This is a genomic window from Paraburkholderia aspalathi (assembly GCF_900116445.1).
Taxonomy (GTDB): Bacteria; Pseudomonadota; Gammaproteobacteria; order Burkholderiales; family Burkholderiaceae; genus Paraburkholderia; species Paraburkholderia aspalathi.
Genome location: NZ_FPBH01000003.1, coordinates 78233 through 92303 on the forward strand (window position 1 = coordinate 78233; position 14071 = coordinate 92303).

Sequence of the window (14071 nt, forward strand, 5' to 3'; positions counted from 1 at the left end):
TTTGCCGCAAGTTACCGGCGCAAAGCGTGGCGTTGACCGACCGTTCGCGGTAAGTTAGACGCCAATCGCCTGCAATTGCTTATCCAACAGGTTGCCGCTATTCTACCGTGCCGACTCTCAAAATGTGACAGTCGGACGAGAATTGCGCCTCGAATCGCGCCCCGGACCGGTTGACTGGCCCCTGCGAGGCTCTCGCGAGGACCCACCACCTTCCGGACGCAATTGCGGTGCCCACGGCGCGCTGACATGACGCCGCTGCAATCCCCGGTTAGCCACCGTGCAGCGGCATCCATGCAGCGATGTTTCATTCGAGCGCTTTTTTTCGCTCACGTTCCCCAGCCCCACTGATGCCGCCCACCGTATTCATCGTCTCCGACGGTACCGGGATCACTGCCGAAACCTTCGCGCATTCGATCCTCTCCCAGTTCGACCAGAAATTCCGCCTGGTTCGCGTGCCCTTCGTCGACTCGACGGAAAAAGCCTACGCCACGCTAGAAAAGATCAACGAAGCGATCCAGCAGGACGGCCGCCGTCCGATCGTCTTCACGACGCTGGTGGACAGCGCGTCGAATCAGATCGTCAAAGGTTCGAATGCGCTCGTGCTGGATATGTTTCAGACCTTCGTCGAGCCGCTCGAGCAGGAGCTGGAGCTCAAGTCGAGCCACGCGATGGGCCGCGGCCACCAGAACGCCGATACCGAGGAATACAAGAACCGGATCGAGGCGATCAACTTCTCGCTCGCCCACGACGACGGTCAATCGAACCGCAATCTGGCCGATGCCGACGTGATTCTGGTGGGCGTGTCGCGCAGCGGCAAGACGCCGACGAGCCTGTATCTGGCCATGCAGTACGGCGTGAAAGCGGCCAACTATCCGCTGATTCCGGAAGACTTCGAGCGTGGCAAGCTGCCTACGCCGCTATTGGCGCATCGGCAGAAGATGTTTGGTTTGTCGATCGATCCGCAGCGGCTGTCGGAGATCCGTAACGAGCGCCGTCCGGGCAGCAAGTACGCCGCGCCGGAAAATTGCCGTTACGAGATCAACGAGGCGGAAGCGATGATGCGGCGCGAAGGCGTCAAGTGGTTGTCGTCGACGCATAAGTCGATCGAAGAGATCGCGACGACGATCCTGCAGGAGATCAAGCTGGATCGGCCGGCTTATTGAGCAGTGGCCTGTTTTACCGGCGTGCGAGCAGGATGCTGAGGTGACCGCGAAGATCGCCTCAGCCCTGAAGTCAGTGCACTGTCACGCGCGGCGCTGCTGGCGGCACTGTTCGAACACGCAGACAGCCGCGGCGGCCGCCACATTCAGCGATTCCATGCCGCCCGGCTGAGGAATCGTCACCCGCAACGAAACCGCATCGCGCCAGGTCTGCGAGACGCCCGCCCCTTCGTTGCCGAACACCCACGCGAGCGGCCCGCTCAGGTCGCAATCGTAGATCGCCTCGGCACCGTGCGAATCCGTAATGACGATGGGCACCGCGAGGCGCTCGATCAATGCCTGCGCCTCGACATCCTCATGGATTTGCAACAGGAAATGCGCACCCATGCCTGAGCGCAACACCTTCGACGACCACGCGTACGCGGTGCCCGGCGCGCAAAATACCTGCTGAATACCGGCGGCCGCCGCGCTGCGCAGAATCGAACCGACGTTACCGGCGTCCTGCACGCCATCGAGCACGAGGCAGGTTTCTCCGACCTTCTCCGGCAACGGTGTATCGAGCTTTTCGACCAGCAGCAGAATCCCGACACCGTGCACGACGTTCGACACCTGGCCGAACAATGCATCGGGCAGCGTAACGATACGGTGCTCGTCGATGCGCGACACGATGGCTTGCGCTTCGTCGTGGCGCAACGCGCCCTCGGTGACAATGCACATTTCCGGCTGCCCGGCGACGTCGAGATATGCGCTCGCGAGATGGAACCCTTCGAGCAACGCGTGACCGCTGCGACGCTGCTGATGCGTCGAGCCGGCCAGTGCCTTGAGGCGCTTGTAGAGCGGATTGTCCCGCGAGGTGATGGCTTTCACAGGCAGCGCAGACAGTGAGAATGAGGAAAGAGTGGGCGACGCGCCGGACAACGCGCAGCGCTTACGCGCCGCTGCGTTCGCCGAAGGCGTCGTCGTCGAGCATGGCGTCGGTGAGCGTTCCGGACACGACGATCATGTCGCCCGCCGGCAGTGGTTTCAACGCCGTGCCGAAACGCTGATGCGCTTCGCGCACCGGTGCGAACGAGCGCCGATGATGCTCGCAGGGCCCATGTTCACGCAGCGCCGCGAGATGCTGCGGCGTGCCGTAACCGGCATGCGCGTTAAAACCGTAGACCGGATAGGTTTGATGCAATTCGAGCAGCATCCGGTCACGCGTGACCTTGGCGAGAATCGACGCCGCCGAAATGCTTTTGATCAGTGCGTCGCCGCCGATCACCGCCTCGCTGCGAACGCTCAGCGTCGGGCAGCGATTGCCGTCGATTTTCACGAGCGTCGGCACGACCGAGAGGCCTTCGACCGCCCGCTTCATCGCCAGCATGGTGGCGTGCAGGATGTTCAGCGTATCGATTTCTTCGACGCTGGCGGACGCGATGCAGTAGGCGAGCGCCCGGTCGACGATCTTGTCGTACAGCTCGTCGCGTTTTTTGGCGGTGAGCGCTTTCGAATCGTCGAGGCCGCGGATCATCGGCTTCGACGGATCGAAAATCACCGCCGCAGCGACCACCGGGCCGGCCAGCGGCCCGCGCCCTGCTTCGTCGACGCCGCAGACGATGTCGTCCGGCGTCTCGAAGTCAAGACCGACCTGCCGCGCCGCCGCGCCAGCAACGGTCGCAGCCTTGCGGCGTGGCGCGCGCGCGGTAGTCACGGCCGCGCCTTCCGCTTTTCGACGATGCTCGCCACGACTTCCGCTGCACGTTGCGCGGTGTTCTGCTTCAGCACGTGATGCATCTCCGTGAAGATTTCCGTCAGCGTGCGCCGGTTGGCCTCGTCGCGCAACTGTTTCAGCGTCGCTTCGGCGAGCGCCTGAGGCGTCGCGAAGTGCTGCAGAATTTCCGGCACGACGAAGCGCCCCGCCAGAATGTTCGGCAAGCCGACATACGGCAGATAGCCTTGGCGGCGCATGATCTGGCCGGTCAGCCAGGGCACCTTATACGAGATCACCATCGGCTTTTTCAGCAGCGCGGCTTCCAGCGTCACCGTGCCGCTCTTGACGAGGATCGCATCGGCCGCCGTCATGGCGATTTGCGCCTGGCCGTCGGTAATGGTCAGCGCGAGACCGGGATGCGCATCGACCAGCGGCCGTAGCATTTCGCGCAGTGCGGGCGTGGCCGCCGGCATCACGAAACGCAAACTGGGCTCCTGGTGCTGCATCATTTCCATCGCGGCAAAGAACGTCGGACCGATCAGATCGATCTCCGAGCGCCGGCTGCCTGGCAGCACCGCGATGATCGGGCCGCTTTCGGCAAGACCGAGCGTACGGCGCGCGCCAAGCGTATCGGGTACCAGAGGAATTTCGTCGGCAAGCGGATGGCCCACGTACGAGGCCGCGATGCCGGCCTTTTCCAGCAACGCCGTTTCGAACGGAAACACGCACAGCATGTGGTCGACCGCCTTGGCGATCTTCTTGATGCGCCCACCTCGCCACGCCCAGATCGACGGGCAAACGAAGTGAACCGTCGGAATACCGGCGTCGCGCAACGGATGCTCGAGTCCGAAATTGAAATCCGGCGCGTCCACGCCGACGAATACCGACGGCGGTTCCGCAAGCAACTGGCGCTTCAGTTCCTTGCGGATGCCGAGGATCTCTGGAATATGCCGCAGTGCTTCGACATAGCCGCGCACCGTCAGCTTCTCCATCGGCCAGTGGGCGTCGAACCCCGTGGCGATCATGCGCGGGCCGCCGACCCCATAATACTGGGTGCCGGCGGGCAAACGGCTCGCGAGGCCGTCGAGCAGCGACGCCGCCAGCAGGTCGCCGGACGGCTCGCCTGCCACCATCGCGACGCGCAGGGGACTCGGGTTCAAAGCCATCGGTTAGCGGATGATGCCGCGTTGCGACGCTTCGACAAACGCGAGCAGCGTTTGTACCGGCGCATCGCCATCGCCACCTGCGGTTGCGAGTTCGCGCAACTGCACCTTCGCTTCTTCAAGCGACAGGCCGTTCTTGTACAGCAAGCGGTACGCTGAGCGCAGCGCCGAGATCGCGTCCGCGGAGAAACCGCGGCGGCGCAGACCTTCGACGTTGATACCGTGCGGCTCGGCCTTGTTGCCGGCAGCGATCACGAACGGCGGGATGTCCTGCACGAGCGCCGACGCGCCGCCCAGCATCGAATGCGCACCAATGCGCACGAACTGATGCACGCCCGACATGCCGCCGATAATCGCATGGTCGCCAATCGTCACGTGGCCGGCCATCTGCGCATTGCTCGACAGAATCACGTTGTTGCCGACGTGGCAGTCGTGGCCGATGTGCACGTAGGCCATGATCCAGTTGTCGTCGCCAAGCGTAGTGACGCCCGAGTCCTGCACCGTGCCGGTGTGGATCGTGGTGAATTCACGGATCGTGTTGCGATTGCCGATCACGAGCCGGGTCGGCTCGTCCCTGTACTTCATGTCCTGCGGGCGGCCGCCGACCGATGCATAGTGGCCGATGCGGTTGTCTTCGCCGAGCGTCGTGTGACCTTCGATCACGCTGTGCGAACCGACCGTGGTCCGTGCGCCGATCGTCACATGTGCGCCGACGACGGCATACGGTCCGATTTCGACGGATTCGTCGAGTTGTGCGCCCGGTTCGACGATCGCAGTGGGATGAATCCTGCTCATGCGTCCTCGCTTCTGATTCTGTTGCGTTGTCTGGATGGGCGTAGCCGGAGTGCGCAGCGCCTGGGATAAGCGACTGACCGTCCGGACACCGGCTTCAAGCGTCTTTGTCCGTGTGCCGCACCGCGCACATCAGATCGGCTTCCGCCGCCACGGCTCCATCCACTTCGGCGCGTGCCTTGAACTTCCAGATGCCGCGCATATGACGCTCGAACGTGCAGTTCAGGATCAGCTGATCGCCCGGTTCCACCACGCGCTTGAAACGCGCGTTGTCGATGCCCACGAACAGATACAGCGTGTTCGACGGATCACTCGGCTCTTCCGAAAACGTCAGCAGCGCTGCCGTTTGCGCGAGCGCTTCGAGGATCAGCACGCCGGGCATCACCGGACGGGTCGGAAAGTGACCCTGGAAATACGGCTCATTGATCGACACGTTCTTCAACGCTTTGATGCTCTTATGCGGCTCGAGTTCGAGCACCCGGTCGACCAGCAGGATCGGGTAACGATGGGGCAGCAGCGTGAGAATCTTATGAATGTCGAGATTGATTTTTTCGGTGCTCATGGTGTTTCTACTCACGCATTGACTGCGCGATGATGACTGCGGATGCTGGTGCAGGTGGGTTGGTAACGCGTGCTGCCGGCGCTCGCCGAAACCCGGCGGCCATGCCACCCGGTCACGGCAACCGACTTTGCTTCCTGATGCTTGCCCGCTATTTTACGCGGTACCGGCCGGTTGGCCCGCGGATTGTTGTGCGGGTTGACCCGCGGGTCGGCGTGCGGGTCTGCCTGCGGGTCGGCCTTATGTCTCAGGCTTCGTCGCCTGCGGAATTGCTTGCCGCGCCGGCCGGCTTGCCTGCCGAAGCGGCATTTTCGAGCGCCTTGATACGATCGCGAAGCTTATCGATGTTACGCAGCAAAGCAGCGCTCTTGTTCCAGTCGGCATGGTTCACCGCCGGGAATGCGCTGGTGTACATGCCAGGCTTCAGCAAGGACTTCGAGACGCCCGACTTCGCCGTGACGATCACATAGTCAGCCAGCGTAACGTGCCCCGCGATCCCCACCGCGCCGCCGATCATGCAATGACGGCCGATCGTGGTGCTGCCCGCAATGCCCGCACAGCCGGCGATCACGGTGTAAGCGCCGACCTTGCAGTTGTGGCCGATCTGCACGAGGTTGTCGATTTTCACGCACTCTTCGATGATCGTGTCGGCCATGGCGCCGCGGTCGATGGTGGTGTTCGCACCGATTTCGACGTCCGCCGCGATCGACACGCCGCCGACCTGCGGAATTTTTACCCAGCTGCCGGTACGCGCGTCACCTTCACCCACGAAATCCGGCGCGAAGCCAAAACCGTCGGAACCGATCACCGCGCCGGCGTGCACAATCACGCGCTCGCCGATTTTGCAGCCGTAGTACACCGCGACGTTCGGATACAGATGCGAGCCCGCACCGATACGCGTGCCGCGGCCGATCACCACGTTAGCGTCCAGACGCACGTTTTCGCCGATCACCGCGCCCGCTTCCACCGTGACGTGCGGACCGATCACCGCGCTTGCGGCAATCTGGGCCGACGGGTCGATCGTCGCGCTAGGATGCACACCGGGCACCGCCTTGGGCGCCGCCATGTCGATGAATGTCTGCGCGACGCGCGCGAAGTAAGCGTACGGATTCGGCGTGACGATGAAGTTACGGCCAGTAAGGGAGCTGAGCTTCGAGAGGTCGTCGGCATTGATCAACACCGCGCCTGCACGGGTCGTCTCGACCTGCGACAGGTACTTCGGATTGGCGAGGAACGCCAGCTGGTCCGGGCCTGCCTGGTCGAGCGGCGCCAGACTGCCGACGCGCTGCGAACCCTCTCCGACTACTTCACCGCCGAACCGCTGGACGATGTCCTCAAGCGTAAATGCCATGCCTATCCTCTGTCTCCGATCCCATGCGAGATGGTTGCTGCACAATCAGTCCAACTTGTCGGTTCTACGGCCTTGCGCTGCAACCCGGCCGGTGCCCGGCGTGTGCGCTAGTTACCCGAGGCCGCCAGCGCCTTGAGCACCTGATCGGTAATGTCGATGCGCGGGCTCACGTACACCGCTTCCTGAACGATCAGGTCGTAGTGCTGCTGCTCGGCGATCTGCTTGATCACCTTGTTGGCCCGGTCGAGCACCGCCGCCAGTTCTTCGTTGCGGCGCTGGTTCAGGTCTTCCCGAAACTCGCGTTGCTTGCGCTGAAAGTCCGTATCCAGCTGCGACAGATCGCGCTGCTTCTGCGCGCGATCGGCAGCCGACATCGACGCACCGTTCTTGTCGAGCGAGTCGGACATCGACTTCAGCTTCTGCGCCATGTCGGCCAGGTCCTTGTCGCGCTTGGCGAACTCCGCCTCGAGCTTGACCTGTGCAGCCTTCGCGGCAGCCGATTCACGCAGGATACGGTCCGAATTCACCGCAGCGATCCTGGCTTCCTGGGCGTGCGCGACCCCTGCTACGCCGACACCCAGCGTCATTGCCAGCGCCAGCGCGCAAGCCACACGTTTCGAAAACATACCGGTTCGCAAAGTCATCCTCTCGATACTGTAGTTTGGCCGGGCCCACCGCCGGAAGCCGCCCGTAAAGGCCCGGGCCGCCCTCCGCCGGATCAGAATGCCGTCCCGATCTGGAACTGGAACTTCTGATACTGGTCGCCCGTGTGCTTCGTGAGCGGGAAGCCCAAGCTGAGCTTGAGCGGGCCGATCGGCGAGATCCACGCAAGACCGACACCGTAGCCGTAACGCAGGCCGTTCGCGCCGTTCGACGTAGCGGCACTGCTTGCGTCCGCCCAGACGTTACCTGCGTCAAGGAACGTAAACACGCGCAGCGTGCGATCATACCCGGTGCCCGGCAACGGGAACGTCAACTCGATGTTACCCACCAGCAGCTTTGAGCCGCCGATCGGATCGTTCGTCGTCGCGTCACGCGGACCCAGCGAGCTAGGCTCATATCCCCGCACCGAACCGATACCACCTGCGTAGTAGTTCTTGAAAATCGGATACGGCTTACCGCCCATGCCCTTACCGTAGCCGCCCTGGAAGTTGAAGCCCAGCACAAAGCCACGCGAAAACGAGTAATAGTACTGCGCGTTGATGTCGGCCTTGTAGTACTGCGTGCCACCGATCGGCGTGCCGTACTCGGCGTTCGCCTGCGTAAAGTAGCCGCGGCTCGGCACCAGCGCGCTGTCTCGTGCGTCGCGCGACCAGCCCACCGTAATTGGCACGTTGTTCGAAACGCGTCCGAAATCGGTGACGTACTGCTTATAGGACGCTGGCGTGTTCGCGTCGACGTCCAGCTGGTTCTGCTCGAGGCCCGCGCCGAAGTACACCGTGTCGACTTCGGAGAACGGGATACCGAACTTCAGGTCGCCACCGATCGTGACGATCTTGAAGCTCGAATCCGTCGAGTAGTACAGCGGCTGGTACGTACGGTAGTAAACGTCGGTAATGCGCTTGATGCCGTCGACCGTGAAGTACGGGTCGACCTGCGTAACCGTCAAGGTACGGTACGTCTTGGCGGTATTCACGTTCACCGCGAGACTCGTACCCGAACCGAACACGTTGTCCTGCGATACGCCGGCCGAGAGCACCACCTTGTCGGTCGACGAGAAGCCGGCGCCCAGCGTGATCGCGCCGGTCGGCTTTTCGGCCACCTTGACGTCCACATCGACCTGGTCGGGCGTGCCTTCCACGGGCACCGTGGTCACGTCCACATCGGTAAAGTAGCCGAGACGGTTGATCCGGTCTTTCGACAGCGCGAGGCGGTTCGAATCGAACCACGAGCTTTCGAGCTGGCGCATTTCGCGGCGCACCACTTCGTCGCGGGTGCGCGTGTTGCCGACCACGTTGATGCGGCGCACGTACACACGGCGGCTCGGGTCCACTTGCAGCGTCAGGTCGACCTTATGGTGTTCCTGATCGATCTGCGGCTGCGCGTTGACCGTGGCGAACGCATAGCCGTATTCGCCGAGCTTGTCGACGATCGACTTGGTGGTGGCTTGCAGCTTTTCAGCCGAGAAGCGGTCGCCCGGTTTGATCTTGATGAGCTTGTTCAACTCCGGCTCGCGGTCGAGCAGGTTACCGGCCAGCTTGATGCTGTTGATCGTGTACGGCTCGCCTTCGTGCAGCGTGACCGTCAGATACATGTCCTTCTTGTCCGGCGTGATCGACACCTGGGTCGACTCGATGTTGAACTCGAGGTAGCCGCGATTCAGGTAATACGAGCGGACGTTTTCGAGGTCGCCGGTGAGCTTGTCTTTCGCGTACAGGTCGTTCTTCGTGTACCACGAGAACCAGTTCGGCGTGGACAACTGCATTTCGTCGCGCAGCGTACCCGTGCTGAACGCCTTATTGCCGATGAAGTTGATCTGGCGGATCTTCGCGCTCGGACCTTCAGCCACCGAGAACAGCACCGACACGCGATTGCGGTCGATCGGCGTGATCGTGGTGGTGACTTCGGCGGCGTAGTAGCCACGCGTCAGGTACTGGCGCTTCAGTTCCTGCTCGGCCTTGTCGACGAGTGCCTTGTCGTAATAACGGCCTTGCGACAAACCGACCGCGCGCAGCGCCTTGGTCAGGTTTTCCTTGTCGAACTCATGAATGCCGGCGAAGTCGATCGTGCCGATGGCCGGACGTTCCAGCACCTGCACGATGACGACATTGCCTTCCGTCGCGATCTTGACGTCGTTGAAGAAGCCCGTGGCGTACAGCGCGCGAATGGCTTCGGAAGCCTTGTCGTCGCTAAAGGTGTCGCCTTGCTTGATAGGCAGGTACGCGAACACGGTACCGGGTTCGACGCGTTGCAATCCCTCGATCCGGATGTCTTGCACCACGAAGGGCGTCGTTGCGTGAGCAACCAGCCCATGCGCGGCAAACGCCGCGGCTATAACCGTCTTTGGAACAAAGCGATGAGGTTTAAACAACGTGCTTCCCCAGTGTGTATAGCTGCATCAGGTCGGGCGGTCGCCATCGTGAACGCCGCCAGACACTTTAAAAATGGATTAAACGAGCCAGATCGTTGAACAGCGCAATCGCCGACAACGCGACGATGCAGGCGAGACCCGCCCTCTGAAAAACGAGTTGCCAGCGATCGGAGACAACTTTGCCGGTTACAGCTTCAACCAAATAATATAACAGATGACCCCCGTCCAATACCGGAATTGGTAACAGGTTCAGTACGCCGAGGCTAATACTGACAAGGGCCAGGAACGACAGGAATGCAGATGGACCTAGACGTGCGCTCTTTCCTGCGTAATCGGCGATCGTCACGGGGCCAGAAAGATTTTTCAGCGAAGCCTCGCCGACGATCATCCGTCCGAACATCCGCACCGAATAAACAGCCAGATCCCACGTACGGCGCGCGCCCAGTTGCAAGCTTTCGACCGGCCCGTAACGCACGTCGATCGACGGCACCTGGGTAGCGAGTTCCGCGCCGATACGGCCGATCTGCTGCCCGGTCGCGTCATCGCGCTGCGACTGCGGGACGATGCGAACGTCTTCCAGCTTGCCCAAGGCTTGCCCGCCACGCTCTACCTGCAGCGTTACGGGCGTGCCGGCGTGCGATTTTACATAAGCGATGAAGGCTGTGGCATTGTCGGTCGGGATACCGTTGATCGCGCGCAGACGGTCGCCCACCGCAAGGCCTGCCTTTTGCGCCGCGCTACCCGGCTGCACCCCGGCGACGGTCAGCTTGCCGCCACCCGGCTCGAAACCAAGGCGCGACATGAAGTCGTCGTCGACGTCTTTCTCGGTGACGCCACGCAGATCCAGCTGGAAATCCGAGGTGCCGTGTGCATCTTTTGCGCTCAGCACGACGCGCTTGTGATCGAATGCCGCGCCCAGCAGTTTCCAGCGCAGGTCGGACCACGAACGCACTCGCTCGGATTCGCCAGCGTTTTCCGCACGCACGGCAACAATCGTTTCGCCACCGTCGAAACCGGCCAGCGCGGCCGGCGTATTAGGCGTAGGCGCGGCCACCACAGCCGCCGGCTCCGTCACGCCCGTGGCGAACACGAGGGCGAACAGCACGATGGCGAGCAGGAAATTCGCGACCGGCCCGGCCGCGACAATCGCGAAACGGCGCCACACCGACTGCCGGTTGAACGCATGCGGCAAGGCTTCAGCGGGAATCGGCGCCCCGCCGGTCTCGCGCTCGTCGAGCATCTTCACGTAGCCGCCCAGCGGCAGCGCGGCAATCGTCCATTCGGTGCCTGTCTTCGGGCTCACCCACTGGAACAGCGGCTTGCCGAAGCCGATCGAAAAACGCAGCACCTTGACGCCGCACAAACGCGCGACACTGTAGTGCCCGTACTCGTGGACAACCACGAGTACGCCAATCGCCACCGCGAAGGCAAGCAGTTCGATCAGCAGGTTCATAGGCGCCTCACTGGACGGCGCGTTCCGTGCGACGGGCGCCGTCAGGCAGGCGCGCGATGAAGTCGGCAGCGGCGCGGCGTGCGGCCGCGTCCGCTTCGATCACGTCTTCGAGCGCGTGCGCGCTGCGGTTCGGCAACGCATTGAGTACAGCGTCGACGACCTGAGCGATTGCCATGAAACCGATCTGGTGCGACAGGAACGCTTCCACCGCGACTTCGTTCGCGGCGTTGAGAGCCGCGCTCGCGAGACCGCCCTCGGCCAGCGCCTTCACGGCGAGCGCGAGACACGGAAAGCGCGTGTAATCCGGTTTTTCGAACGACAGCGATGCGACCTGCAGCAGATCCAGTTGGGCCACGCCCGAATCGACGCGGTCCGGAAATGCCAGCGCATGCGCGATCGGCGTGCGCATGTCGGGGTTGCCCAATTGCGCGAGCACCGAGCCGTCAGCGTACGACACCATCGAGTGAATCACGCTTTGCGGGTGAATCAGCACCTCGATGCGCTCGCCCGGCAGATCGAAGAGCCAGTGCGCCTCGATCACTTCGAGGCCTTTGTTCATCATCGTGGCCGAGTCGACCGAAATCTTACGGCCCATGACCCAGTTCGGATGCTTGCAGGCTTCGTCCGGGGTAACGTCGACCAGCGTGGCCGGTTCGCGCGTGCGGAACGGACCGCCTGACGCGGTCAGGATGATCTTCGAGACACCGCCATGCTGTGCGGCTTCGCGCGGCAAGCATTGGAAAATGGCGTTGTGTTCGCTGTCGACCGGCAGCAGCACGGCGCCGTTGTCACGCACCGCGTCCATGAAGATCGCGCCGGACATGACCAGCGCTTCCTTGTTGGCGAGCAGGATACGCTTGCCGGCGCGCGCAGCAGCGAGACTCGGCGCGAGGCCTGCCGCGCCGACAATCGCCGCCACCACCGTATCGCAGTTGTCACTCTTCGACACGTCGACGAGCGCTTGCGGGCCGTAAGTGACTTCCGTCTTGCAACCGGCTTCTCGCAACTTCGCCGCGACCTGCGCAGCGGTATCGGCATCGCCAACTACCGCGACGTCAGGCTGAAAGCGCAGGCATTGCTCGACGAGCTTGTCGCCGTTGCGATGCGCCGTAAGCGCGTAAACCGAAAAGCGTTCGGGATGACGCGCGACGACGTCGAGCGTGCTGTCTCCAATCGAGCCCGTGGAACCGAGCAATGTCAGACGTTTTTGCATATCTCTTTCTCTAGCCGAGCAGCAGCATGGCAAGCGGCAGCACCGGCAACAATGCGTCGATGCGGTCGAGTACGCCACCGTGCCCAGGCAACAGGCCGCTTGAATCTTTCACTCCGGCCTGGCGTTTCATCATGGATTCGAACAGGTCGCCCACCACGCTGAACGCCACCAGCAGGCTCAGTGCGAGCAACGTACGTACGGCGCCCCATTGCGCCAGCAGCGCAGAATACAGGGTCGGCTCGAACGCGTGCAAAAAGACCGCCGCCGCCGCGACGATCATCACCACCAGCCAGCCGCCGATCGCGCCCTCCCAGGTCTTACCCGGGCTGATGGCAGGCGCCAGCTTGTGTTTTCCGAAAGCTTTTCCGGAGAAGTATGCGCCGATATCGGCCAGCCATACCAATAGGAGCAGCGACAGCACAAAGGCCACGCCCTGCATGCGCGCGGCGACGAGAGCATGCCAGCACGCGACAAATACCACAATGCCGGCAAGAAAGAGAAACGCGCGCCAGGCGCCTTGCGCGAGGGCCGGCTTGCGCAGGAGCACATACGGCCCCGCGATCACCCAGAAAATAGCGGCCGCCTGAAAGAGCGGCCGGGGTTCCTCGACGCCGGTGCCGAGGCGCGTGCTCGCGACCAAAGCCACCGCTGCGACCAGCGCGTAAATGACCGGGCCCGCGCCGCCGAGCTTCAGCAGGCGCGCCCACTCCCACGCAGCGAACACGACGACGAAGGCGATCAGCGCGCCAAACGCGCCCACCGGCGCGAACAGCGTGACCGGCAGGAAGATCGCCAGCAGGATGATCGCCGTGATGACACGGGTTTTTAGCATGGAAGCGAATCGACGTTCTGCGATTGCGGCTCGAGTTGAGCACTGGTGCGGCCGAAGCGGCGCTCACGCTCCGCGTAGGATGCGATGGCGTGGCCGAGCGCGTCGGCGTCGAAATCCGGCCAGAACGTGTCGGTGAAGTAGAACTCAGTGTAGGCGAGTTGCCACAGCAGGAAGTTGCTGACGCGGCGCTCGCCGCCGGTGCGGATAAAGAGGTCCGGCTCCGGCGCATAGGCCATCGACAGGTGTTCGGCGAACGAATCTTCGTTCACCTCGACCGCCTTGCCCGCCAGCGCCGATTGTTCGGCGAGCTTGCGGGTGGCCTGCATGATGTCCCAGCGACCGCCGTAGTTGGCGGCAATGGTGAGCGTGAGACGGGTATTGCGCGCGGTTTTGGTTTCCGCGCGCTTGATCAGGTCGCGAATGCGCGTATCGAATCGGGACAGATCGCCAACTACGCGCAGACGGATGCCGTTCGCGTGCAGCTTGCCGATCTCGCGCTCCAGCGCAGTGACGAACAGGCGCATCAGGAACGACACTTCGTCATTCGGGCGGCGCCAGTTTTCCGAGCTGAAGGCAAAGAGCGTCAGGTATTCGACGCCCTGCCGGGCGCAGGCCTCGACGGCCGCACGCACTGCGTCGACACCGCGCGTATGGCCGGCCACGCGCGGCAGACGGCGCTGGGTCGCCCAACGGCCGTTGCCGTCCATGATGATCGCGATATGTCGCGGCACCGCGGCGACATCAGGCACGCGCACGGTTGAGCTGGTATAGGTCATGGCCGTCGGGACAGTGACTGCAAAAAAAGAAGTGGAGATCTTGAAGGT

General features: G+C 62.9%; 13 protein-coding genes. 1 reads left to right on the forward strand and 12 read right to left on the reverse strand.

Annotation, left to right across the window (positions count from 1 at the left end):
- The first annotated feature begins 347 nt into the window (after positions 1–347).
- The gene (gene ppsR / locus BM438_RS05490; RefSeq protein WP_054035190.1) at positions 348–1163 is read left to right on the forward strand and encodes a posphoenolpyruvate synthetase regulatory kinase/phosphorylase PpsR; all 816 of its coding nucleotides are present in this window, start codon (positions 348–350) and stop codon (positions 1161–1163) included.
- Between the two features lie 81 nt (positions 1164–1244).
- Here ppsR and BM438_RS05495 read toward each other — a convergent pair whose 3' ends face one another.
- The 12 genes from BM438_RS05495 to uppS form a co-directional block, all read right to left on the reverse strand.
- Positions 1245–2027 carry a TrmH family RNA methyltransferase gene (locus BM438_RS05495; RefSeq protein ID WP_093633325.1) on the reverse strand — a complete coding sequence of 261 codons (783 nt, stop codon included), beginning with the start codon at positions 2025–2027 and terminating at the stop codon, positions 1245–1247.
- Positions 2028–2088: 61 nt separating this feature from the next.
- Positions 2089–2853 (reverse strand): ribonuclease HII, encoded by a 765-nt coding sequence (rnhB, locus tag BM438_RS05500; RefSeq protein WP_093633326.1) that lies wholly within the window; start codon positions 2851–2853, stop codon positions 2089–2091.
- Positions 2850–4019, reverse strand: coding sequence for a lipid-A-disaccharide synthase (gene lpxB / locus BM438_RS05505; protein ID WP_093633327.1), 1170 nt, complete (start codon positions 4017–4019; stop codon positions 2850–2852). The genes rnhB and lpxB overlap by 4 nt, the downstream gene beginning before the upstream one ends.
- 3 nt (positions 4020–4022) lie before the next feature.
- Complete coding sequence (gene lpxA / locus BM438_RS05510) at positions 4023–4811, reverse strand: acyl-ACP--UDP-N-acetylglucosamine O-acyltransferase (protein ID WP_093633328.1); 789 nt, start codon at positions 4809–4811, stop codon at positions 4023–4025.
- Positions 4812–4905: 94 nt separating this feature from the next.
- Positions 4906–5370: a 3-hydroxyacyl-ACP dehydratase FabZ gene (gene fabZ / locus BM438_RS05515; RefSeq protein WP_020065638.1), complete on the reverse strand. Its 465-nt coding sequence runs from the start codon at positions 5368–5370 to the stop codon at positions 4906–4908.
- Positions 5371–5614: 244 nt separating this feature from the next.
- Complete coding sequence (gene lpxD, locus BM438_RS05520) at positions 5615–6718, reverse strand: UDP-3-O-(3-hydroxymyristoyl)glucosamine N-acyltransferase (protein WP_093633329.1); 1104 nt, start codon at positions 6716–6718, stop codon at positions 5615–5617.
- 107 nt (positions 6719–6825) lie between these two features.
- Positions 6826–7362: an OmpH/Skp family outer membrane protein gene (locus BM438_RS05525; RefSeq protein ID WP_171925998.1), complete on the reverse strand. Its 537-nt coding sequence runs from the start codon at positions 7360–7362 to the stop codon at positions 6826–6828.
- A 74-nt stretch (positions 7363–7436) separates the two neighbouring features.
- The gene (gene bamA, locus BM438_RS05530) at positions 7437–9749 is read right to left on the reverse strand and encodes an outer membrane protein assembly factor BamA (RefSeq protein WP_093633331.1); all 2313 of its coding nucleotides are present in this window, start codon (positions 9747–9749) and stop codon (positions 7437–7439) included.
- Positions 9750–9816: 67 nt separating this feature from the next.
- Complete coding sequence (rseP, locus tag BM438_RS05535; RefSeq protein WP_093633332.1) at positions 9817–11202, reverse strand: RIP metalloprotease RseP; 1386 nt, start codon at positions 11200–11202, stop codon at positions 9817–9819.
- 7 nt (positions 11203–11209) lie between these two features.
- Positions 11210–12415, reverse strand: coding sequence for a 1-deoxy-D-xylulose-5-phosphate reductoisomerase (locus BM438_RS05540; RefSeq protein WP_093633333.1), 1206 nt, complete (start codon positions 12413–12415; stop codon positions 11210–11212).
- Positions 12416–12425: 10 nt separating this feature from the next.
- Positions 12426–13247: a phosphatidate cytidylyltransferase gene (locus BM438_RS05545; protein WP_093633334.1), complete on the reverse strand. Its 822-nt coding sequence runs from the start codon at positions 13245–13247 to the stop codon at positions 12426–12428.
- Positions 13241–14023 carry a polyprenyl diphosphate synthase gene (uppS, locus tag BM438_RS05550; RefSeq protein ID WP_028199369.1) on the reverse strand — a complete coding sequence of 261 codons (783 nt, stop codon included), beginning with the start codon at positions 14021–14023 and terminating at the stop codon, positions 13241–13243. The genes BM438_RS05545 and uppS overlap by 7 nt, the downstream gene beginning before the upstream one ends.
- Positions 14024–14071: the final 48 nt, after the last annotated feature.

Bases quoted from the DNA above. Each gene is read 5' to 3' on its own strand.
- ppsR (WP_054035190.1), top strand. From the start codon at position 348: ATGCCGCCCACCGTATTCATCGTCTCCGACGGTACCGGGATCACTGCC.
- lpxB (WP_093633327.1), bottom strand. From the start codon at position 4,019: ATGGCTTTGAACCCGAGTCCCCTGCGCGTCGCGATGGTGGCAGGCGAG.
- lpxA (WP_093633328.1), bottom strand. From the start codon at position 4,811: ATGAGCAGGATTCATCCCACTGCGATCGTCGAACCGGGCGCACAACTC.
- fabZ (WP_020065638.1), bottom strand. From the start codon at position 5,370: ATGAGCACCGAAAAAATCAATCTCGACATTCATAAGATTCTCACGCTG.
- lpxD (WP_093633329.1), bottom strand. From the start codon at position 6,718: ATGGCATTTACGCTTGAGGACATCGTCCAGCGGTTCGGCGGTGAAGTA.
- BM438_RS05525 (WP_171925998.1), bottom strand. From the start codon at position 7,362: ATGACTTTGCGAACCGGTATGTTTTCGAAACGTGTGGCTTGCGCGCTG.
- rseP (WP_093633332.1), bottom strand. From the start codon at position 11,202: ATGAACCTGCTGATCGAACTGCTTGCCTTCGCGGTGGCGATTGGCGTA.
- BM438_RS05540 (WP_093633333.1), bottom strand. From the start codon at position 12,415: ATGCAAAAACGTCTGACATTGCTCGGTTCCACGGGCTCGATTGGAGAC.
- BM438_RS05545 (WP_093633334.1), bottom strand. From the start codon at position 13,247: ATGCTAAAAACCCGTGTCATCACGGCGATCATCCTGCTGGCGATCTTC.
- uppS (WP_028199369.1), bottom strand. From the start codon at position 14,023: ATGACCTATACCAGCTCAACCGTGCGCGTGCCTGATGTCGCCGCGGTG.